The organism is Amycolatopsis sp. MtRt-6 (assembly GCF_017308975.1).
Classification (GTDB): domain Bacteria; phylum Actinomycetota; class Actinomycetes; order Mycobacteriales; family Pseudonocardiaceae; genus Amycolatopsis.
Genome location: NZ_JADWPD010000023.1, coordinates 150,371 through 172,156, shown reverse-complemented (window position 1 = coordinate 172,156; position 21,786 = coordinate 150,371). Strand labels below are relative to the sequence as shown.

The 21,786-nt window shown below is 70.1% G+C and carries 13 protein-coding genes and 1 pseudogene; 7 read left to right on the top strand and 7 right to left on the bottom strand.

Features of this window, described 5'->3' with window-relative positions:
• Positions 1-127: 127 nt before the first annotated feature.
• Positions 128-1,089 (bottom strand): annotated as a pseudogene (locus tag I4Q55_RS32990) (low temperature requirement protein A).
• Between the two features lie 141 nt (positions 1,090-1,230).
• On the opposite strand from I4Q55_RS32990, the gene I4Q55_RS32985 reads away from it, so the two are divergent.
• From I4Q55_RS32985 to fxsT, 4 genes are all read left to right on the top strand, one after another.
• Positions 1,231-2,157, top strand: coding sequence for an adenylate/guanylate cyclase domain-containing protein (locus I4Q55_RS32985; RefSeq protein ID WP_206793442.1), 927 nt, complete (start codon positions 1,231-1,233; stop codon positions 2,155-2,157).
• A gap of 110 nt (positions 2,158-2,267) precedes the next feature.
• The gene (locus I4Q55_RS32980) at positions 2,268-3,731 is read left to right on the top strand and encodes a hypothetical protein (protein ID WP_206793440.1); all 1,464 of its coding nucleotides are present in this window, start codon (positions 2,268-2,270) and stop codon (positions 3,729-3,731) included.
• A complete protein-coding gene (locus I4Q55_RS32975; protein WP_206793438.1) occupies positions 3,709-4,836 on the top strand; it encodes a MoxR family ATPase in 1,128 nt (375 codons plus the stop codon). Before I4Q55_RS32980 ends, I4Q55_RS32975 begins: the two co-directional genes overlap by 23 nt.
• A gap of 1 nt (position 4,837) precedes the next feature.
• On the top strand, positions 4,838-9,280 hold the full coding sequence (gene fxsT / locus I4Q55_RS32970; protein ID WP_307793371.1) for an FxSxx-COOH system tetratricopeptide repeat protein: 4,443 nt from the start codon (positions 4,838-4,840) through the stop codon (positions 9,278-9,280).
• Between the two features lie 110 nt (positions 9,281-9,390).
• Here the strand turns inward: fxsT and I4Q55_RS32965 are convergent, their stop codons facing one another.
• From I4Q55_RS32965 to I4Q55_RS32955, 3 genes are all read right to left on the bottom strand, one after another.
• Positions 9,391-11,241, bottom strand: coding sequence for an HEXXH motif domain-containing protein (locus I4Q55_RS32965; RefSeq protein ID WP_242547195.1), 1,851 nt, complete (start codon positions 11,239-11,241; stop codon positions 9,391-9,393).
• Between the two features lie 10 nt (positions 11,242-11,251).
• Positions 11,252-11,434 (bottom strand): FxSxx-COOH cyclophane-containing RiPP peptide, encoded by a 183-nt coding sequence (fxsA, locus tag I4Q55_RS32960; protein ID WP_206793436.1) that lies wholly within the window; start codon positions 11,432-11,434, stop codon positions 11,252-11,254.
• Positions 11,435-11,544: 110 nt separating this feature from the next.
• A complete protein-coding gene (locus tag I4Q55_RS32955) occupies positions 11,545-12,717 on the bottom strand; it encodes a TetR/AcrR family transcriptional regulator (protein ID WP_242547194.1) in 1,173 nt (390 codons plus the stop codon).
• 150 nt (positions 12,718-12,867) lie between these two features.
• Here I4Q55_RS32955 and I4Q55_RS32950 point away from each other — a divergent pair, with 150 nt between their 5' ends.
• From I4Q55_RS32950 to I4Q55_RS32940, 3 genes are all read left to right on the top strand, one after another.
• Entirely contained in the window at positions 12,868-14,079 is a 1,212-nt protein-coding gene (locus tag I4Q55_RS32950; RefSeq protein WP_206793431.1) for an acetyl-CoA C-acetyltransferase, read from the top strand.
• Between the two features lie 8 nt (positions 14,080-14,087).
• Positions 14,088-16,259, top strand: a complete 2,172-nt coding sequence (locus I4Q55_RS32945; RefSeq protein WP_206793429.1) for a 3-hydroxyacyl-CoA dehydrogenase NAD-binding domain-containing protein — start codon at positions 14,088-14,090, stop codon at positions 16,257-16,259.
• A gap of 114 nt (positions 16,260-16,373) precedes the next feature.
• On the top strand, positions 16,374-17,882 hold the full coding sequence (locus I4Q55_RS32940; RefSeq protein WP_206793427.1) for a hypothetical protein: 1,509 nt from the start codon (positions 16,374-16,376) through the stop codon (positions 17,880-17,882).
• Here I4Q55_RS32940 and I4Q55_RS32935 read toward each other — a convergent pair.
• From I4Q55_RS32935 to I4Q55_RS32925, 3 genes are all read right to left on the bottom strand, one after another.
• Entirely contained in the window at positions 17,879-19,924 is a 2,046-nt protein-coding gene (locus I4Q55_RS32935; protein WP_206793424.1) for an MMPL family transporter, read from the bottom strand. The two genes, I4Q55_RS32940 and I4Q55_RS32935, sit on opposite strands and share 4 nt — an antisense overlap.
• A 114-nt stretch (positions 19,925-20,038) precedes the next feature.
• A complete protein-coding gene (locus tag I4Q55_RS32930) occupies positions 20,039-20,704 on the bottom strand; it encodes a response regulator transcription factor (protein WP_206793423.1) in 666 nt (221 codons plus the stop codon).
• A gap of 7 nt (positions 20,705-20,711) precedes the next feature.
• Positions 20,712-21,779, bottom strand: a complete 1,068-nt coding sequence (locus I4Q55_RS32925; protein WP_206793421.1) for a sensor histidine kinase — start codon at positions 21,777-21,779, stop codon at positions 20,712-20,714.
• Between the last annotated feature and the right edge of the window lie 7 nt (positions 21,780-21,786).

The following is a 21,786-nucleotide window of genomic DNA, read 5'->3' as shown; positions in this document are numbered from 1 at the left end:
GGGACGCAGCAGATTCAGCAACTCATCGTGGCGCGGCGGATCCTCGGCAAGACAAGCGCCGAACTCAAGTAGTCGTGACGCGACGGAAAGGCCGCCCGGTCGCAGAGACCGGGCGGCCTTTCCGTCGCTATGGGTGCTGAGCGTGGACCTTCCACCGCCACTCGGTGAACCGAAGCCGCTCGAAGGTGATGAGCCCGACCACCAATGCGGCCACGACCAGCAGCAGTGCCGCGGCGGGCACGTGCTCGAGCGCCGGTGTCGCCGCGACCGGCAGGACGCCGAGGACCAGCCGCTGGACGTTCCAGCTGCCGAGGTTGCGCTTGCGCAGGGCGCTCTGCGCGATCAGGTAGAGCGCGAGGCCGCCGGTCAGCGTCCAGATCGGGATGCCGTGCAGTGCCTCGCCCGGCGTGTGGTGCTCGGTGTCGGCGATGTAGAGGAACGCCTTCTTCAGGCCGAGGGCGACGAGCACGATCCCGGCGATCAGCGGCAGGTGCAGGAACGTGTAGGAGTCGGTGGCGAGCTTCGTGCGCTCGGTCCCGGTCGCCTGGGTGAGCCGGTGCTCGGACACGCGCGCGACAACGTCGAAATAGGTCCACCACATGCCCCGCCGCCAGCGCCAGTCCGCACACGGCCGCGCCGGTGAGCAGCCACGACATCGGCAGCGAGCCGATCCCGATGCCGATCGCGACGATCGACTCGCCGAGCGCGATGATCACGATGAGCCCGAACCGTTCGGCGAAGTGCGCGGGGGCGTTGAGCCGCCAGCCCTCCGGCCCGGTGAGGAAAGCAGCCACGCCGAGCAGCACGACGCTGGGCAGCAGCCCGACGAACATCTTGAGCAGCACCCGCCGCAACCCGGGATCGTGCTTCGCGGCGCCGAGGTAGGCGACCAGGTCCAGCAACTGCACGAGCGCGTACGTAGCTGCACCAGCACCACCACAGGCCGGCGAGCATGGCCAGCCCCTGCCCCACACCGGTGAGGCTGAGGTGGTCGGCCATCAGCTGGGTGGTCTGGGTGATGGCGTAAACGAAGACCAGGTCGAAGAACAGCTCGATGGTCGAGACGCGGTGGTCCTCATCCGCGCTCACCAGGTGAAGACGTCTCGTGGGCGCGCCGAATTATGGACGAAACAAGGTCAAGGAGGTCTGTTTTCGCCGCAACGCCCTGCGTGAACATGGCCGAGGGTGCATGGGTCTGGGACAATGAGCGCGGGACGTGGGGAGGGTGTCGTGGTTTCCTATCCAGCCGCGCTGCACCGGACGATCATGACCGTGGACGTCGCCGGGTACAACCACCCGGCCCGGACCATGGCGCACCTGCGCGAGGTGCACGAAGCCCTGTGGCGGGTCCTCAAGGGCGGCTTCGCCGAGACCGGCATCCCGTGGGACGTCTGTTTCGTGGAGAACACCGGCGACGGCGCGATGATCCTTCTGCCGCCCGACATCGCGAAGGTCGACCTGGTGGCCCAGCTGCCCGAGCGCATGCACGCCGAGCTGCGCCGCCACAACGCCGTGCACTCCGAACCGGCGCAGATCCAGCTGCGCCTCGCACTCCACGCCGGTGAAGTGCAGAGCGCGAGCCACGGTTCGGTCGGCAAAGCGGTGAGCTTCACCTTCCGCGTGCTCGATGCCGCGGAAGCGAAGAAGGCCCAGAAGCTGACGGGCGCCGAACTGGCTCTGCTGGCCTCTGACGTCTTCTACCAGGAAGTCGTGCTCCAGGATCCGGCGGCGGCGCCCGCCGAGTACCGCCGGATCGCGGTCACCACGAAGGAGACGTCCACGGTCGCGTGGCTGCGGCTCCTCGGCGGTGAGCCCGCCGGTGAGCGCCGGCCGGACCTGCGGGCCGTGCCGTCCCCCGCCGGGTCCGCCATCGACCGGGTGATGGAACTGACGGAACTGCTCCTGGGCATTCCGGCCGTCACCGAGGAAAGCAGCCGGAGAATGCTGCTGAAGCGGCTCCGGCCGGAGATCGCGACGGTCGTGGCATATCACCCGCAAACCCGGCTGCACGTCCTGGAGATCGCCGGTACCTGTCTGCGTTATCGCGGTGGGCTCGCCGAACTCGTCGCCGCGGTGCAAATGCTGGAACCGGGATCGGTGCCGGTGCGGCGGCTGGTCGAGCGCGTTGGCAACTGGCCGGAAGAGAGCCCGGCGTGACATCTTTTTGGCAACCGGCGGCGGCCCTTTCGGCGGGTAAGATCTGCGCAACTGCGTTCGATCCGCAGGGGCGATGACGCCGGTTCCGTCCCGAGCGAGGTGGGTAGGGGGTGCTGCGCCAGGTGGCGGGACACGTAATCGGAGAAGCCGTCGTCGACGTGCTGGCCGAAGCCGGCCTGGCGGAGGAACTGGCCGTGGTGGTCAGCCTCGTCGGGAAGACCCTCGGCGTCGATCTGGCGGTTCCCCGGCACCCCACCCCGCGCAGTTCCCTGATCGAAGTCGTTTCCGCCTGTGAGCGCTATCAGAACGGGATGCAGGCGCTGGTCGGCGCCGTCGCCTTCATGCGGCCCGGATCGCCGGAGTCCGAACGCGTCCGCGATCTGGTCGAGCGGCCGCGGGTGCTCGACCTGCTGCCGCGCGCCGACCGCGACCGGTTGCACCAGTGGCTGGCCGACGTCGAGGTGCCCCGGCTCGGCGAGCTGGTGCGCCGGGCGAGCGGGCTCGGTTCGCCGTTGCCACCCAAGGTGCGCACCGCCTGGGAAGCGTTCACTCATTTGGCCGCTTTCAACGCGGACACCGACGGTATCCCGCCGGCGTTCACGCTTCTCGAGCTCGTCGCCCACCAGTGCGGCGGCGAACTCGGGCTGCGGCTGACCGAGTGGAACGACTACCAGGCCAGACGGCTGCGGCTCGAGGCCCAGCTGAGAGCCCGTCGAGCGACGATCGCCCTGCCGTCGAGGGAAGGGCGGCTGCACTTGATGATCCTGGTCGACCATGATGGGATAGACCCGGCGTTGTACCAGGTTTCCCATTGGTGTCAACGGCTTCCCGGGGAATGGCCGCCACCGCACGGCGGCACGGCGGAGGTGCGGGCCGCCGACCTCGAACGATACGTCGACGGCCTGGTGGTCGACGCGGAACGCGTCTGGGCCGATCACCGGGGTTCGGTCGCCCTCGAGTTCGTGCTCCCGCGGGCACTGCTGAACCTGCCCGTGCAGCTCTGGCACCGCGAACACGAATCCGGCATGCCTCGGCCGCTTTCGATCGACTACATCATTTCCGTCCGTTCGCTGGAGCGCATGCGTTCGAAGCACTGGCACCGGGTGTGGAACCAGCACTGGGAGGCGTTCATGGCGAACCCGTCCGCCGAGTGCGTGTACTACGAAAACGGCACTCAGGCTTCGGCGCTTGACGTGGTCCTTTCCGACCTCCGCTGGGGGCTGGTGGTCCTCGGTTCGGCTCCGCCGCGCGAAGCCGGCGGGGACGGAGACAGCCTGACAGCGGCTTTGCGGTCGGGTATCCCGGCGGTACTCTGGCACCCTGATGCACCACTCGACGTACTTCGGGAGTTGATCACCGAACTCGCCGAGGGTGAATCAGGCCTGAGCGATTTGCCAATGCGCGCGAAGAACTACCGGTACGCCAGTCTTCCCGAAACCAGCTTCCATCGGGATAATCCAGTGCGGGATCTGGTGGTGCTGTGGGACGATCCGAGCCGTCTCGTTCTTGACCAGCCGCCAGCTTTCCCGTGGCAGCGAGGGGATATCCGGGATGACCGAGAGCGAGCGTCTTGACGGGGGCGAGGCGGCGCAGGTTCGCGACGCGTCCCGCCTCGCGTCGTCGGACTGGTGGGTCTACCGCGGTACCGGACGCCCGATCCACGATCTGGGGTTGACGGACATCCTGCCCCCGCCACCGCCGTGGCGGGACTTCGACGGTGGCCCGTTGCCGGAATCGGACGAACCGCCGCGCGACGACCACGACGTCGCCCGGCGGCTCGGGAGCGAGCATTCGCAATCGGCTCAGCGCACTGGTCCGGCCGAGCTGGACATGATCAACGCCGCCCTCTACCTCCGGCGGCCCCTGCTCGTCACCGGCCACCCGGGCACCGGGAAGTCCACGCTTGCCTACCGGCTGGCCGCCGAGCTGCAGCTGGGCCGGGTCCTGCGCTGGCCGATCACCAGCCGGACCACCCTGAACTCCGGGCTCTACCACTACGACGCCATCGGCCGGATCCAGGCGGCGAGCGCCAGGTTCGCCGCCCGCGGCGAGCGCGCCAGCCCGGCACCCGAGCCGCCGATCGGCGAATTCCTCCGGCTCGGCGTGCTCGGCACCGCCTTCCTGCCGCGCCGGGTTCCGCGCGTTCTGCTGATCGACGAGCTCGACAAGAGCGAAGCCGATCTCCCCAACGATCTCCTCAGCATTTTCGAAGACGGCGAATTCCGCGTTCCCGAACTCGAACGCATCCGCAGTCACACCCCCGAAGCAACGGTGTTCACCGACGACCCCGGCGAGACGGCTCCGGTCGTCGGTGGGCGGATCCGGTGTCATGCGTTCCCGATCGTCATCATCACCAGCAATGGGGAACGGGAATTCCCCCCGGCTTTCCTGCGGCGCTGTCTGCAACTGGAAATGCCGGATCCGGACCCGGAGCAATTGGCCGCGATGGTCGTCGCCCACCTGCACGATTCGGAGGAGAACCGGCGCAAGCTCGGCGACGGCCTGCAGAACGAGCTGATCGAGCAGTTCGTGCGGCGCAGCGCGTCCGGCGACGACCGCCTGCCCAGCGGGAAGCTCTTGGATGCCATGTACCTCGCCACGTCCGGCGCCTACCGCGGCGACGCGACCTGGGAGCGGCTGGTGGACGCGCTTTGGCAGCGTCTGTCGGCGGTGCAATGACGTGGGCGGCCCGCCCTTTTCGCCGGTCCCCGGTCCCGTCGGCGCGGGATCGCGGTTCACCGGGGCGGGCGAACGGCGACCGTCCGCGGACCCCGGTCAGCCGGATGTGCGGGACGTCGCCGACGCGCTGTGGCTGATCGCGGCGACGCGGACCGACGAGACGCGGCTGCGGCCGGCGATGCCCCATCGCCCACCGGATGTCCCGCGATCCGGTGACCCGCTGCCGATGCCGCTGGAGCTGCCGCCCCCGGCGGCGCGGCCGGAGCCGGTTCCGGTACTCGAAAGCCCACGTCAGGTGTTTGCGGGTGCAGCGGCCGAAGTCCCGTCGGCTACGGATTCCGCACCGCAATCACAACCCGTCTCTGGATCGGTTCGGCCGTCCGTTATCGTTCGTGCCCTCCGCACGCTGAAGCGAAGGGTGCCGGCCTGGCATGAGCACGTTGTCATCGTCGACGAAGCCGCGACGGCCGAGCGGGTCGCCGAGAGCGGATTTTGGTGGCCGGTGACCGAACCCGAGCTCGAACGCTGGCTGGATCTCACCGTTGTGGTGGACACGGCTCGGTCGATGACACTGTGGCGGAGCACCGTGAAGGCGTTTCGCGCCGGCCTCGAACAACTCGGTGCCTTCCGGACGATCCAGTACCGCCGGCTCGACACGCAGAGTAGCGGCCACCGGCGTGGCCGGCCGCGGTTGTACGGCGAGACGTCGTCGTCGGCGCCGCGGGATCCGTCCGAGCTGATCGACCCCACCGGACGGCGGATCGTCCTGGTCGTCACCGACGGCGTCGGTGACCTTTGGCGGTCCGGCGGTGTTTCCGCCGTGCTCGCCGAGTGGGCGTCGGTGATGCCGACGACGGTCCTGCACGTGCTGCCGCAGCGGCTGTGGTCCCGGGGCATGGACCTGCACCGCGCGCGGCTGAACGTCCGGGTGCCGGTCGCGCCGAACAGCCAGTGGGGCTGGGAGCTGCCGGAGGCGTGGGCCGATCCGGAACTGGCGGCGGCCAAGGACGGCGGGGCGATCCCGGTGCCGGTGATGGAGCTCGGCCCGCGGTGGTTGCGGTGGTGGGCCCGGCTGGTTGCCGGTGAGCACAAGGGTTTCGTGCCCGCCCGGGTGCTGCTGAGCGGGCTGAAGGGTGCGCCCATCGAGGGCAGCGACGACCTCGTCGATCCCGGCAGTGCCCGTGAGCGGGTGCGCCGCTTCCTGAGCGTCGCCTCGCCGCCGGCCTATCGGCTGGCGACCATGCTCGCCGCGGTGCCGGCGAACCTTTCGGTCGCGCGGTTCGTCCAGGACGAGCTCCTTCCCGAGGCGCGGCCGGAGCACCTGACGGAAGTGCTGACGAGCGGGTTGCTGCGGCCGGCCGCGGCGGTCGGCGACGAGACGACGGTGTTCGACTTCCCGGCTTCGGTCCGGCAGGTGCTGCTGAGCGGGGCCCGGCGTGCCGACACCGCGGAGGTCGTCCGTGCCACCGAGGCCCGGTTCGGCACCATCACCCGGCTGCGGGATGCCATCGACGCCCCGGACGCCACCCGGGATCCGGACGCCCAGGCGGATCCGGCGCACGATGTCGCACTCGAACGGGTGGTAATGCAGGCGCTCAGTGGTCCTTATTCTTCCCGCGCCAGCCGAATTCGCTCGAAAGAGCGAGACTACTCCGGTGAACTTTCCTCAATAGCACCCGATTCAGCGACGGTGTCGTCGCCTGTTTCCGGGGTAACCGAAGATATCGCCCAAAAGAGAATACCGCCCTACGATTATGGTGAACCGGTGAGAGACACTATGGCGAAACCGCCCGTGCCCCCTGAGGCTTCCACGTCCGCAGTCATGGCCACCGGTGAGGTGGCGGACGACCCGGTTCGGCGGAGTCCGGAGTTGCACGAGCCTTCGCCGTCCCGGGACGGCGGGCCCCGGCTGGGCCCCCGGCCGATCTTCACCCTGGAACACGTGGACAGTCCGACCGAGGACGTCCCTCCGGTGTGGGGCAGCGTGCCGCCCCGGAATCCCAACTTCACCGGGCGCCGGGAACTCCTCCGCGAGCTGGGTGAGCGGGTCATGTCCGGCACCACCGCCGTCCTGCCGTCGGCCCTGCACGGCATGGGTGGCATCGGCAAGACGCAGATGGCCGTCGAATACATCTACGGCCACCTGCGGGAATACGACGTCGTGTGGTGGATCCCGGCCACCGAGGCCGCCCAGATCCGGGTTGCCCTCACCGAGCTCGCCCAGGCGTTGGGACTCCAGGGCTCCGGTGAAGCGAACACCGCCATCCCGGCCGTGCGCGAGGCGCTGCGGACCGGGCGGCCGTACCGGCGGTGGCTGCTGGTCTTCGACTCGGCCGAAGACGTCGCGCTGGTCCGCCAGTTCTTCCCGACCAACGGCCCCGGGGAAATCCTGATCACCTCCCGCAACGCGGAATGGGCCAGCGTCGCCCGGCCGCTGGAAGTCGCCGTCTTCGAACGCTCGGAGAGCGTCGAACTGCTGCGCCGGCGTGGTCCGGAGATCGACGTGGCCGAGGCCGAGCAGTTGGCGGAACGACTGGGGGACCTTCCGCTGGCGATCGAACAGGCCGCCGCCTGGCGGGCCGAAACCGGCATGCCGGTGCAAGAATACCTGCGGTTGTTCGACGAGAAAGTCGCGGAAATCCTCGACACCTCGAGCCCGGCGGACTACGAGGTTTCGGTCGCCGCAGCCTGGAACGTCGCGTTCGACGAACTGCGAACGCGAAATCCGGTGGCGCACCAGCTGCTACAGATTTGCGCTTTTTTCGCACCGGAGCCGATTTCGCGTGCATTCTTTTCTGGTGTCGGCAGTATTTCCATTCTGCCCGAGATCGACACGGCGCTGCGCGACCCGATGAAACTGGCGCGGGCCATCCGGGACATCAACCGGTACAGCCTGGCGAAGATCGACCACCGCACCAATTCGATCGTTCTGCACCGGTTGGTGCAGATCGTGCTGCGCAACCGCATGACACCGCAGCACCGTGCGGAGATGCGGCACGGTGCCCACCTGCTGCTCGCGAAGCGCGACCCCAACGACCCCACTTCGTCGAAGCAGTGGCCGCGCTACCAGGAGATCCTCCCGCACGTCTACCCGTCCGAGATCGTCGAATGCGACGACCGCTGGGTCCGCCAGCTGGTGATCAACCTGATGCGGTACCTGTACCAGTGGGGCGACCACGACGAGGCCCTCCGCCTCGCGGAATTGGCGCACCGCAACTGGACCGAACGGCTGGGTGCCGACGACGAGCAGACGTTGCAGGCCGCCGAGCGGCTGGGTTACTTCTGCTGGGTCACCGGCCGGTACGCCGAGGCGGCGGCGATCAACCGGACGATCCTCGACACGCGACGGGAGCTTTCCGGCGACAACAGCGAAGAGACGCTCGCCGCCCAGATCGCGGTCTCGGGCGACCTCTCCGCGCAAGGCGACTTCCTCGCGTCCCGCGACCTGACCGAAGATGTCTATCAGAAGGCCAAGGCGCTCTTCGGCGAGGACGACCCGGTCACGCTGCGCGCGGCGCGGATCCACGGCACGAACCTGCGTCTCACGGGTCAGTACCGCGAAGCCGCCGAGCTGGACGAAGCGAATTACCAGCGCCAGACCGAGATCCTCGGTTACGACCACGCGGAGACCCTGAGCTCCCGGGCGGGTCTCATCATCGACCGCCGGGAAGCGGGTGATTACGTCTGGGCCCGCGAAGAGAACGAGAAACTCGCCGAACGCGTGCGGGAACTGTTCGGCAAGGACAACGCGGAAACCCTACGCCGGATGGCCTACCTGGCGGTCTCCCGGCGCAAGGCCGGCGACCACGAAGCGGCGAAGGAACTGGCGGCCGCGGTGCTCGAGCGCTTCCGCGTGCGTTACGGCGAAGACAACTTCAACGTGATGGCCTGCGCACTCGGCTACTCGATCGACCTCCGCCACGCACAGGAACTGCGGTCCGCGCGGGAACTGGGTGAGCAGATCTTCGAGCGCTACCGGCGCAACCTGGGCGAGCACCACCCGCACACGATGGCCGCTGCCGTCGACCTGGCCGTGACCCTGCGGCTCTTCGGAAACGCCGCCGCGGCCAGGCAACTGGACGAGCGTTCCTTGGGACAGCTGCGCGAGGCGCTCGGGCCGGACCACCCGAGCGCGGTGTTGTGCGGGATCAACCTGGCGAGCGATCTCTCCGCGCTCGGCGAGACCGCGGTCGCACTGGAGCTGGGAACGAACATGCTGGCGCGAGCCGAGCGAGTACTCGGAAAGGACCACCCGACCACGCTCGCCGCCGCGCTCAACCGGGCACTCGACCTGCGCACGTCCGGGCAGAGCCAGGAAGCGGAGACGCTGTACGCCGATGTCCTGGCGCGATACCGGATGGTGCTGGGCGAGTCTCACCCCGGCACCATCGCGGCGTCGAAGGGCGTCCGCGCGGACTGCGACATCGACCCGCTGCCGCTGTAGTACCGATCCGGCCAAAAGCAGGCCGACGCCCACGCGGCACGTAACCGTTGCCGCGAAGTCATTCGGCCGTGACTGTGGGCGGATTGGTACTGATCGGCGCTGTAACGGGTTCAGCTGCGGACCGGCCGGGTGCCGGTCCGCAGCCAGCCGAGCCAGCCCGCGAGCTCGTCCGGTGTGTCCGGCGCGGCGCCGTCGGCCACCACCAGGCGGTGCACCGCCCGGACCAGCTCCGGCTGGTGCAGCAGGACCGACCCGGCCGGTCCGGTGGCGGACCGGGAGAGGGCGAGCCCGAGTCCCGTCCAGGCCGTCGGGCTGTCCGGATCGGCCGACAGCTCCGCTCGGTAGCCCTCGGCCGCCTGGCCGAAGTGGCCGGACACGTAGGCGAAGTCGGCCGTGGTCGCCCCCGGCACTTCCGGCCACTGCCGGGCGAAGCCGGCGGGATCGGCAAGGGTGAGCCGGGTCAGGTCCAGCCGGGCGTGGTGCCACCGGCCGTCGGGCACGGGGGTGGGGTCGGCGTCGGGCAGGAAGCCCAGAGCCGGCCGGGGGCGCTTGGCCGACCAGGCTTCGGCCAAGGTGCGGACGACCAGCGGGTCGGGCCGCAGGTGACGCAGCCGCCAGCCGGCGTAGTGGTCGAGGAGGGTCGCGCTCGCCGCGGCCGCCCGGGGCGTCGGCACCGGCTCACGCAGCCACGGTCCCAGCTGCTCGGCGATCCGGCGCAGGAACCGCCGGCCGTCGATGGTCAGCCCAGGATCGGCCCGGAGCACCTCCAGGACCTGCCACACCGCTTGCCGCCAGTAGGCGAATTCGAACTCGGCGATCCGCTGGAACGGCTCGTCCTCGAACCGGGCCAGCGCTCGCCAGAACGCCGTGACGCCGAAAAAGGCATACACGCCTTGGAAAACTCCGCCGATTGGCCGGGGATCGTCGCGCCAGGCGGTGTAGAACCGTTCGGCCGGGTCGTCCTGGTGCAGCTGCCGCAGGTGCAGCAACCCGCTGAGCCGGTTGTGCTGAAACTCGTGCACCAGTGATGCGGCGAATGATGCGGCATCGGTGGGCAGCGAAATGACCGCGCTGCCGAACGCCTCGCCACTCGACGCGCTCATGGTGTGGAAGGGCTGCATCGGCCGCGGCACGAGTGAACTGAACCCGACCGGGAACGCGTCCGCCGTGTCGGGCAGGCAGCGGACGATCATCCGCCAGGCGTCGTCGAGCAGGCGGGTCCAGTTCTTCCGTTCGTCCTCCGGAAGGCGTTGGGGGAGAACGGGCTCGAAGGAACCACGGTAGGGGTCGAGGTCGTCGAGGCGCAGGGACAGCACGCGGTCACCCGAAACGGCTGTCACCTGGCGCAAGCCCCACCAGCCCGGCCCGTCCGTGGCCGGGTCAGCAGGTGCCCGGACGATCTCACGGCCGTTGTCCAGTTCCAGCACGGTTCCGGTGCGGCGCACTTCGGCCACTGCCCACTCGGCGTCGTCCCGGAACCGGGCCACCCCGAGGCCGGGGAGCATCGCGGTGCCGGCCCAGACCGGGATGGTCGTGGTGAAGTCGAGGCCGGCGCGGATCGCCGCCGCGGCCGCCAGCGCGTGCAGGTGGCCGGTGTGCACCCACAGCGGACAGACGCCGGTGATCTGCTTGCGCAGCAACCGGATGGTGTAGCCCGCCCACGTGCCGGTGTAGGGATGGCCGAGCAGCAGGTCGACAGCCTCGGGGGCGAGGCTCTGCACCCGGGCCAGCAGGTCCCAGGCTTCGTCCGGGTGCGGGAGTGGGCCGTGCGACGACGGGTCCTTCGCCACGAGGTCGGTGATCGCGCGAAGCAGGAGCAACCTCCGGCTGCGTTCCGCTTCGCGCAGCAGCCGCATAGCGCTGATATCCCCGGTTCCGTTCGCGATCGCGTCGAAATCCGCTGTCCCGATCCGGTGCACCGGCAGTTCACCCGGTGTCACGTGTACCTGGCCCGCCGGCATGACGGCACTGCTAGTCGTGCCAGCTGTCGTCGCGCTTCATATCGCAGAACTGTGGGGCCGCCGACTGTTCGACCACACGGCGCAAGGCGCGTTGCAACTCCGGGTTGTTCATGGTGCGCAGCGCGCTGAGCGGCACCGCACTCAGATCGACCAGTGGTGCGCCCGGGTTCGGGTGTTCGAGAACTCTGTTCATGTCCCATCCCCACTCACGAACGGAAACGGCCGAGTCGCCACGTCCATGATGCCTGACCAGCGCCCCCGGCAGGAAGGGCGGAAGGTAGTGAACCGATCTGCGACCGGAGTTCAGGCAACGCCGAGGACGATGTGCAGCAACGTCGTCAGCTCCGCTTCGAAGTGTGGCCTCGCCGCCACGCGGCGGGTCCGGGCCAGGTCGTTCGCGATGGTCAACGCCGCATGCACCGTGATCTTCGCTTCGCGCTGCGGCAGTGAAGGCCGCACCGCCGACAGCAGTGTCACCCACTGGGCCACGTAATCCCGTTGCACCCGCAGCAGATCCGCCTTGTCGCGGTCCGGCATCGTCACGCGGTCCGCCGAGAACGACACCAGCAGCTCCGGGGTGTGCAAAATCGTGTGCACGTACGACGCTGCCAGCCTGCGCAGGGCCGATCGCTCGTCCGATGTGCGCAGAGCCCGCTCGGCCGCCAGGGCCAGCCTGTCCGCCGCTCGGTGGCCGATCGCCACCATCAGGGCCGCCTTGCTGGGGAAGTGGCGGTACACGCTGGGGCCCGCTATGCCCGCCGCCGCTCCGATGTCCTCCATGCTCACGTCGTGGAAGCCGCGCTGGGCGAACAGCGCCGTTGCCGCCGCCAGGACCTGCTCGCGGCGTGATGGGGTGCCGAGGCTCACCGGCGGGACGGACGGCGCTGGAGCCGGTGCCGGCAGTGTGGCGTTGAGCACATTCAGGGCCAGTTCGACCAGTAACTGCGCGAAGCGGCGGCGGGCCACCGACGTGTGGTGGACGCTCACGCTGCCGAACACCGACAGCGCCGCCCAGCAGAGCAGCTCCGCGTCTTCGGCGGGCAGCTCCGGGCGCCGGGCCAGCAGGGCCTTCGACCACGTCGCCAGTGCCAGCAGCGACCGGCGGGCGATCTCGCGCTGGTCCTCCTTCGGGAGGTGGCGGCCTTCCCAGCGCCACAGCGCCGCTATTTCGCGGCGCTCGACCGCCTGGGTGGCGAGCAGGCCCAGCAGGAACTCCAGCTGGTCAGCGGGGGGAACCGAGTCCGACAGCGCTTCCGCCGTCGCCTCCTCCAGCTCCTCGAAACCGCTCAAGACCACGTACGCCAGGATCGCCTGCTTGTCCGCGAAGTGCCGGTACAACGCCGGGCCGGTGACGCCCGCCGCGTCCGCGATGTCCTTGATGCCGACGCCGGGGAAGCCGCGGGCGCGGAACAGCTCCGCGGCGACCGCGGCCAGCTGGGCCTTGCGGTCACGAGGGCGAGAGCTGCGTTCGGTCATGGTGAGTGAACGATAGCGGCTCATGGCACACCTGCAACCCATTGACACCATGGGGTTATCCGGAGATATGTTAATGGGCATTAGCCCTACTGGCCGGTATACTCGGCCACGGCACGACGACGTCCGAACCCGCTCGCGAGGAGTTGTTCAGTGAGTAGCGAGGCCTACATCTACGAGGCGATCCGCACGCCTCGCGGCAAGAACAAGGGCGGTGCCCTGCACGGCACCAAGCCGGTCGACCTGGTGGTCGGCCTGATCAACGAACTGAAGGTCCGCCACCCGAACCTCGACCCCGCCGCGATCGACGACATCGTGCTCGGCGTCGTCTCCCCGGTCGGCGAGCAGGGCGCCGTCATCGCGCGTACCGCCGCGCTGAACGCGGGCCTGCCCGAGACTGTCGCCGGCGTGCAGCTCAACCGCTTCTGCGCCTCCGGCCTCGAAGCCACCAACACCGCCGCGCAGAAGGTCCGCTCCGGCTGGGACAACCTGGTCATCGCCGGTGGTGTCGAGTCGATGTCGCGCGTACCCATGGGCTCGGACGGCGGCGCGCTGTTCATGGACCCGGCCACCGCCTACGACAACTACATCGTCCCGCAGGGCACCGGCGCCGACCTGATCGCGACCATCGAGGGCTTCTCCCGCGAGGATGTTGACCGCTGGGCCGTCCGCTCGCAGGACCGCGCCGAGGCGGCCTGGTCCGGGGGCTACTTCGCCAAGTCCGTCGTCCCGGTCAAGGACATCAACGGCGTCACGATCCTGGACCACGACGAGCACCGCCGCCCCGGCTCCACCGTCGAGGGCCTCGGCAAGCTCAAGCCCGCCTTCGCCGGCATCGGCGAGCTGGGCGGCTTCGACGCCGTCGCGCTGCAGAAGTACCACTCGGTCGAGAAGATCGACCACGTCCACACCGGCGGCAACTCCTCCGGCATCGTCGACGGCGCCGCGCTCGTCCTCGTCGGCTCCGAGCAGGTCGGCAAGACCTTCGGGCTGACCCCGCGCGCCCGGATCGTGGCGACCGCGTCGATCGGCTCCGAGCCGACGATCATGCTCACCGGGCCGACCCCGGCCACCGAGAAGGTCCTGAAGACCGCGGGTCTCAAGCCCGAGGACATCGACCTGTGGGAGCTCAACGAGGCCTTCGCCTCCGTCGTGCTCAAGTGGATCAAGGACCTGCACCTCGACGAGGAGAAGGTCAACGTCAACGGCGGCGCGATCGCCATGGGCCACCCGCTCGGCGCCACCGGCGCGATGCTGGTCGGCACCGTGGTCGACGAGCTGGAACGCCGCCAGGCGCGCCGCGCCCTGGTGACCCTGTGCATCGGCGGCGGCATGGGCGTCGCGACCATCATCGAGCGGGTGTGAGGACCGAAATGCCTGAAAGCAAGACCATCCGCTGGGAGCAGGACTCCGACGGCATCGTCACCCTGACCCTGGACGACCCGAACCAGTCGGCGAACACGATGAACGCCGACTTCCGCGAGTCGCTCGGGGTCACGGTCGACCGCCTGGAGGCCGAGAAGGACTCCATCACCGGCGTCGTCATCACGTCCGCCAAGAAGACCTTCTTCGCCGGCGGTGACCTGAACGACCTCATCCAGGCCAAGCCCGAGCACGCGGTCGAGCTGACCGAGGGCAGCACCCTGATGAAGGGGCAGATGCGCCGCATCGAGCAGCTCGGCAAGCCGGTCGTCGCGGCGATCAACGGCGCCGCGCTCGGCGGTGGCCTGGAGATCGCGCTGGCGACGCACCACCGGATCGCCGCCGACTCCCACGGCAGCCAGATCGGCCTGCCCGAGGTGACGCTGGGCCTGCTGCCCGGCGGCGGTGGCGTGGTCCGCACCGTGCGCCTGCTCGGCATCCAAAGCGCGCTGCTGAACGTCCTGCTGCAGGGCCAGCGGCACCGCCCGGCCAAGGCCCTGGAACTCGGCCTGGTGCACGAGCTGGTCGGCACGGTCGAGGAGCTCGTCCCCGCCGCGAAGGCGTGGATCAAGGCGAACCCCGAGGGCGGCGTCCAGCCGTGGGACGTCAAGGGCTACAAGATTCCGGGCGGCACCCCGTCGAACCCGAGCTTCGCGGCCAACCTGCCGGCCTTCCCGGCGAACCTGCGCAAGCAGATCAAGGGCGCGAACATGCCGGCGCCGCGGGCGATCCTGGCCGCCGCGATCGAGGGCGCGCAGGTCGACTTCGACACCGCGATCCAGATCGAGACGCGCTACTTCATCCACCTCGCCACCGGCCAGGTCTCGAAGAACATGACGAAGGCGTTCTTCTTCGACCTGCAGACCATCAACTCCGGCGGCTCGCGGCCGGACGGCTTCGAGAAGTACACCGCGAAGAAGGTCGGCGTGCTCGGCGCCGGGATGATGGGCGCCGCGATCGCGTACGTCTCGGCGAAGGCGGGCATCGACGTCGTCCTCAAGGACGTCTCGCAGGAGGCGGCCGAGAAGGGCAAGGGCTACGCGGAAAAGCTGGAGCAGAAGGCGCTCTCGCGCGGCAAGACCACGCAGGAGAAGTCGGACGCGCTGCTGGCTCGCATCAAGCCGACCGCCGACCCGGCCGACTTCGCGGGCGTCGACTTCGTCATCGAGGCCGTGTTCGAGAGCGTCGAGCTGAAGCACAAGGTGTTCGGCGAGATCGAGAGCATCGTCAACGCCGACGCGGTGCTGGGCTCCAACACCTCGACGCTGCCGATCACCACCCTCGCCGAGGGCGTGCAGCGCACCGAGGACTTCATCGGGATCCACTTCTTCTCGCCGGTGGACAAGATGCCGCTGGTCGAGATCATCTGCGGCGAGAAGACTTCGCCGGCGACGCTGGCCAAGGTCTTCGACTACACGCTGCAGATCAAGAAGACCCCGATCGTCGTCAACGACAGCCGCGGCTTCTTCACCTCGCGCGTGATCGGCACGTTCCTCAACGAGGCCGTCGCCGCGCTGGGCGAGGGCGTCGAGCCGGCGTCGATCGAGCAGGCCGGTTCGCAGGCGGGCTACCCGGCGCCGCCGCTGCAGCTGATGGACGAGCTGACGCTGACCCTGCCGCGCAAGATCCGCAAGGAGACCCGCGAGGCGATCGAGGCGGCCGGCGGCACGTGGAAGGCGCACGCGTCGGAGGCCGTGATCGACCGGATGGTCGAGGAGTTCGACCGCAAGGGCCGCTCGACGGGCGCGGGCTTCTACGAGTACGACTCCGAAGGCAAGCGCACCGGCCTGTGGCCGGGCCTGCGCGACGCGTTCAAGTCCGGCTCGGCGCAGGTGCCGTTCGAGGACCTCAAGGAGCGGATGCTCTTCGCCGAGGCGCTCGAGACGGTCAAGTGCTTCGACGAGGGTGTGCTGACGTCGGTGGCCGACGCCAACATCGGCTCGATCTTCGGCATCGGCTTCCCGGCGTGGACCGGTGGTGTCATCCAGTACATCAACCAGTACGAGGGTGGCCTGCAGGGCTTCGTCGACCGGGCCCGCGAGCTGGCCGCCCGGTACGGCGACCACTTCGAGCCGCCTGCTTCGCTGGTGGAGAAGGCCGCCAAGGGCGAGATCTACGAATAAGCGGTGACCGAAGGGGCTCTCCCCGGCTTCGGCCGGGGAGAGCCCCTTCGTCGTGCCGATCACCCGATGGGGGACCGCGCCGGCGCGAGTACGGTGCTGCGGATGGATTTGCCCGTGCACCGAACGATCTTCCTGATCGACGTGGAGAAGTACGGCGACAAGAGCAGGACGACACCGGATCTGCTCACCCTCCGAAAAGGGCTGTACGAGGCACTGGAGACGGCCTTCCTCCGCTGCGAGCTGCCCTGGTCGGACTCGCGGCTCGACGACGCGGGTGACGGCCTCTTCGTCCTCGTGCCCGCCGAAGTACCCAAATCCGCTTTCGTGGAACGGTTTCCCGAGGAGCTGGCCGCGGCGGTGCGCGCCCACAACGACCGGCACCCGGAGCAGGCACGCATGCGCGTGCGCGTCGCCCTGCATGCCGGGGAAATCGCCTACGACGAGCACGGGGTGGCCTCGCCGGCGATCATCAAGGCGTTCCGGCTGCTCGACGCCCCCGTGCTGAAAAAGGCACTCGCCGATTCCGGCGGGGTGCTCGTCCTCGTCTGTTCCGCCTGGTTCTTCGAAGAAGTGGTTCTCCAGAGCGCGGACGCGAACGCGGCCACCTACCGGCGGGTCAAGGTCAAGGTGAAGGAGACCCGCGAGACCGCCTGGATCGCCCGGCCCGACGACCCGTACCCGCCCGCGGCCCGGCGCGCCGCCAGGAAGAGGTGGCGGGTCGCGGTGGCCGCGGCCGTGGTCGTCGCCGTCGCCGCGGTGGGGCTGAAGCTCGTCGCCGAGGCGCGCCGGACCACGTTCCTGGGTGATCCGCGGACCGTGGACCCGTGCGCGCTGACCTACGCCGAGGCGCTCAGCCACTACGGCCGGGTGGAGGCGACCGACCACTACGGCAACTTCGACCGCTGCGACGCCCTGGTCCATCTCGCGAGCGATCCCGGTGACGTCGTGGACGTCCGGGTGCAGCTCGTGTCGGACGCCTACGAACCCGGCCTGCCGGTGCAGCAGGACGGCGAGATCGGCATCCAGCGCCTGCCCGCCGAGCCGGACCGCTGCAGCCGCACCCTGCTGCTGCCCGACGACGCGCAGGTCATCGTCCAGGCCGACCAGGACGGCGACGAAAAGGTCGACCTCTGCGGGATGACCGAAGCCGTTTTGGCGAGTGCCCTGTCCCGGCTGCAGGACCACCGGATCAAGCGGCGCGAGCTCCCTGCCGGGTCCCTCGCGGTCAAGGAGGCCTGCCCGCTGCTGGATCCCGCGGCGGTCAAGGGCGCCCTCGGCGACGGCCCGATGGAACAGACCCCGTCCCTGACGAACTGGAGCTGCCGCTGGGACTACACCGACCGGCCCGGCGTCGTGAAGGTGATCTTCGACCGGACCCAGGCCGAGAGCCTGGAGGGCACGCCCCTGCCGCTGCCCGGCTTCGGCGCGCGGCTGCAACCGGCGGTCCGCAGCCGCACCAGCTGCGCCGTCGCGATCGTCTACCGCACCTACCCCGACGAGAAGCACGTCGACACGGCCGAGCTGGTGATCGTCGACGTGGAGAACAGCGCCGCGCGGCCGGACCGGCTGTGCGAGCCGGCCCGGCAACTGGCCACCACTGTCGCCCAGCGGCTGCGGTCCTAGGGTTCGAGCGCGAGGTGCGGCAACCGGCGGTCCAGCCACCGCGGCAGCCACCAGGCCTTCGCCCCGAGCAGCCGCATGATCGCCGGGACGACCAGGCAGCGGATCACCAGCGCGTCCAGCAGCACCGCGACCGCCAGGCCCAGCCCGAACTGCGCCAGCATCCGGGACGGGTCCAGCAGGAACGCGCCGAACACCAGCACCATGATCGCGCCGGCCGCGGTGATCACCGCGCCCGTCGAGGCGAGGCCTTCGCGGACCGCCAGCCGCGCGTCGCCCGTGCGGCGCCACTCCTCGTGCATGCGGGACACCAGGAACACCTCGTAGTCCATCGACAGCCCGAAGACGATCGCGAAGATCATCACCGGCACGAACGCCTCGATCGGGCCCGGCTGCGCGCCGAACCAGCCGTCGCCGAACACCAGCGTCATCACACCGAGGGAGGCGCCGATGCTCAGCAGGTTCAGCAGTGCCGCCTTGAGCGGGATCAGGATCGACCGGAACACGACCATCAGCAGCAACGCCGACAACCCGACGACAACCAGTACGAACAGCGGCAGCCGGTCCGCGACGGCGCCGGCGAAGTCCGTCGCGGCCGCGACCGAGCCGCCGACGAGGTAGTGGCCCGGCAGCGCCGGCAGGACGTCGGTCCGCAGCCGCGTCACCAGCTCGGCCGTGGCTTCGTCCTGTGGTGACGTCGTGGGGAACGCCAGCACGGTCCTGCCCATCGGCGGCAGGACGTGGGCGATCCCCGGGGTGGCCGCGAGTTTCCGCTGCAGCGCGTCGGTGTCGCCGTCTTCGGTGACGATCGCGAGCGGGCCGGTGAAGCCCGGGCCGAAGCCCTCGGCCAGCAGGTCGTAGGCCTGGCGCGTGGTCGAGCCGGCCGGGTCGGTGCTCGCGTCGGCGAACCCGAGCCGCATGCCGGCAGCCGGAATGGACAGTCCGATGAGGACGATCAAGCCGATGGCGAGCGGGGCCAGCGGACGACGCTGGACGCCGTCGGCGAGCCGTCGCCACGCCTTGCCGTGGTCCCGGCGAAGAGCGTGCCGGCGGATCCCGCGCTCGAGCCGCTTGCCGAACAGCGACAGCAGCGCGGGCAGGAGCGTGACGGACGCGAGCATCGTCATCAGGACGGTGAGCGCGACGGACAGCGCGACCCCGCGCAGCCCGCCGAGCCCGAGCGCGAGCAGGCCGAGCAGGGCGATGATCACGGTCGTCCCGGCGAACAGCACCGAACGGCCTGCCGTGTCGAGGGCGCGGCGGGCGGCCGCGTCGCGGTCGTGGCCGGCGAGGATCTCGGTGCGGTAGCGGGAAAAGATCAGCAGCGCGTAGTCGACGCCGACGCCGAACCCGACCAGCATCATCAGCGGCGCGGTGTAGCTCGCGATGTCGACGAAGTGAGAGACGACCGTGATCACGCCCAGCGTGCTGCCGACCGCGAACACCGCGGTGAGCACCGGCAGCCCGGCGGCGAGCAGCGAGCGGAACAGGAACACGAGGATGACCAGGGCGGCGAGCAGGCCGGCGCCTTCCGCGGGGCCGCCGCTCTCGGAGATCCGCTCGATCGGGTCGCCGGCGAGCGCGACTTCGACGGGCCCGGCCCGCTTCGCGGTGTCGGCGAACTTCACGATGTCGTCGTAGGGGAGGTCGGTCGAGGCCGCGTCGAAGGTGACGGTGGCGTAGCCGATCCGCCCGTCGGCCGAGAGCGTCGTCTCGGTCACCGACCGCACGTGCGGCAGCGACCGGACGTCGTCGAGCATGGCGTCGATCGGCGCGCGGTTCGCGGCGAGCCCGCCGTCGGCCTTCAGCACGATCTGCGCGCTCGCGCCGGACTGCGGGGAGTTCTCGAGCAGGTCCACGACCTGCTGGGATTCGGTGCCGGGCAAGGAGTTGTCGTCGTGGAACGCGCTGCCGGCCAGCTGCGAGGTGACCGTGACGCCGATGAGGACCAGCGCCCAGAGCGCGACGGCGAGCCACCGGCGGCGCTGGGCCCAGCCGGCCAGCCGCGCCAGGCTCCCGCCGGTGGTACGAGTGATGGTGTCCATGGGGGACAAGGATTCGCGAGAGCGGCCGTACCGCGCGTCGCGCAGCGGAGGACACTTCGCGTGCTACCGGCGGTGTCCCTTAAGGCCGATCCCGTACTCCCGCGGGGGTACGGGTCAGGGAGCCAGCCACCGCGGCGTCACGGCGCCGGACTCGTAGGCGAGGACGACGAGCTGGGCGCGGTCGCGCGTGCCGGTCTTGGTCATGATGCGGCTGACGTGTGTCTTCGCCGTCGCCGGGCTGAGCGTGAGCTCACGCGCGATCTCGTCGTTCGACAATCCGGCCGCGACCAGGGACAGGACCTCGCGTTCGCGGTCGGTGAGCCGGTCGAGCGCCGGCGACCGCGCCGGGCGGGTGCCGCGCGCGGCGAACTCCGCGATCAGCCGCCGGGTGATCGACGGCGCCAGCAGCGCGTCGCCGCGGGCGACCACGCGCACGGCGTGGATCAGCTCCGCCGGCTCGGTGTCCTTGACCAGGAACCCGCTCGCGCCGGCCCGCAGCGCGCCGTAGACGTCTTCGTCGAGGTCGAACGTCGTGAGGATGACGACCTTGGTGTGCACGCCGGGGTCTTCGAGGAGGTGCCGGGTGGCGGCGAGGCCGTCGAGCACCGGCATCCGGATGTCCATCAGCACGACGTCGGGGTGGTGGTCGTGCGCGGCCTGCAGCGCCTCGCGCCCGTCCGCGGCCTCGGCGACGACGGAGATGTCGTCCTCGCCGTCCAAAATGGACCGGAAGCCGGCGCGGACGAGCCGCTGGTCGTCGACGAGCAGGACCCGGATCATCGGCCCATCATCGCACCGGCAGCCGGGCGCGCACGCGGTAACCGCCGCCTTCGCGCGGGGCCGCGGTCAGTTCGCCGCCGAGCGCCCGCGCGCGTTCGGCCATCCCGCGGATGCCGTTGCCGGCCGGGGCCGCCCCGCCGTGGCCGTCGTCGTCGACAGCCACGGTCAGCTCGTCGGCGCCGTAGCCCAGCCGGACGACGACGGTCTTCGCGCCGGCGTGCTTGGCGACGTTCGTCAGCGCTTCCTGTACCACCCGGAAGGCGGCGTGCTCGACGTCCGGCGGCAGGTCGCGGGCGGCGCCGTCGATCTCGGTGCGCACGGTGAGCCCGGAGGCGCCGGCCGACTCGGCCAGCTCCGCGATCCGCGACAGTGACGGCAGCCCGGTCTCGCGGAGCATGCCGAGCGTCGCGCGCAACTCCTGGAGTGCGGTCTTGCTGGCGTCCTTGATGGCGGCGAGCGCTTCCTCGGCCTGCCCGGGGTCACGCCGGTGCAGCGCGGCGCCCGCCTGGACGTTGATCAGCGCGAGGTGGTGGCCGAGCACGTCGTGCAGCTCGCGGGCGATGCGCAGGCGTTCGCCGGTGGCGCGCGCCCGGGCTTCGGCCTCCTTGGTCCGCTCGGCCTCCGCGCGGTAGTGCGCGACGGCGCCGCCGGCGACCAGGGCGGCGAACCAGCCGGTCATCAGGAAGAAGGCGAAGTTGTCGACGTTCCGCCCGGTCGGCAGGCTGATCTCACCGGCCGCGACACCGGCCATCGCGGCGACGACGAGCAGCGCGGCGCCCCGGATCCGCCCGGCCGCGGCGGCGTTGTAGAGCGCGTAGGCGAAGGCGAGCAGGACGTGGCCGTCGGGGTCGGTGAGGGGGTAGTAGAGCGCGCAGCAGACCAGGGTCAGCGCGGCGACGCCGAGTGGGTGTCGGCGCCGGAAGAAGAGGGCGGCGCAGGCGAGGACGGTGAGGACCCACCCGATGCCGACGTGGCGGCCGGGCTCCGCACCGTTGTCGAGGATGGTGGCCAGCGAGCCGGCGACCACCGCGACGGTGACCGCGAGTTCGGCCGCGTATCGCCGTAGCCAGGACATACCGGCA

Coding starts and splice junctions, on each gene's coding strand:
- I4Q55_RS32955 (WP_242547194.1), bottom strand. CDS start 12,717: ATGACCGAACGCAGCTCTCGCCCTCGTGACCGCAAGGCCCAGCTGGCC.
- fxsA (WP_206793436.1), bottom strand. CDS start 11,434: ATGAACAGAGTTCTCGAACACCCGAACCCGGGCGCACCACTGGTCGAT.
- I4Q55_RS32930 (WP_206793423.1), bottom strand. CDS start 20,704: ATGATCCGGGTCCTGCTCGTCGACGACCAGCGGCTCGTCCGCGCCGGC.
- I4Q55_RS32925 (WP_206793421.1), bottom strand. CDS start 21,779: ATGTCCTGGCTACGGCGATACGCGGCCGAACTCGCGGTCACCGTCGCG.
- I4Q55_RS32965 (WP_242547195.1), bottom strand. CDS start 11,241: ATGCCGGCGGGCCAGGTACACGTGACACCGGGTGAACTGCCGGTGCAC.
- I4Q55_RS32945 (WP_206793429.1), top strand. CDS start 14,088: ATGCCTGAAAGCAAGACCATCCGCTGGGAGCAGGACTCCGACGGCATC.
- I4Q55_RS32935 (WP_206793424.1), bottom strand. CDS start 19,924: ATGGACACCATCACTCGTACCACCGGCGGGAGCCTGGCGCGGCTGGCC.
- I4Q55_RS32975 (WP_206793438.1), top strand. CDS start 3,709: ATGACCGAGAGCGAGCGTCTTGACGGGGGCGAGGCGGCGCAGGTTCGC.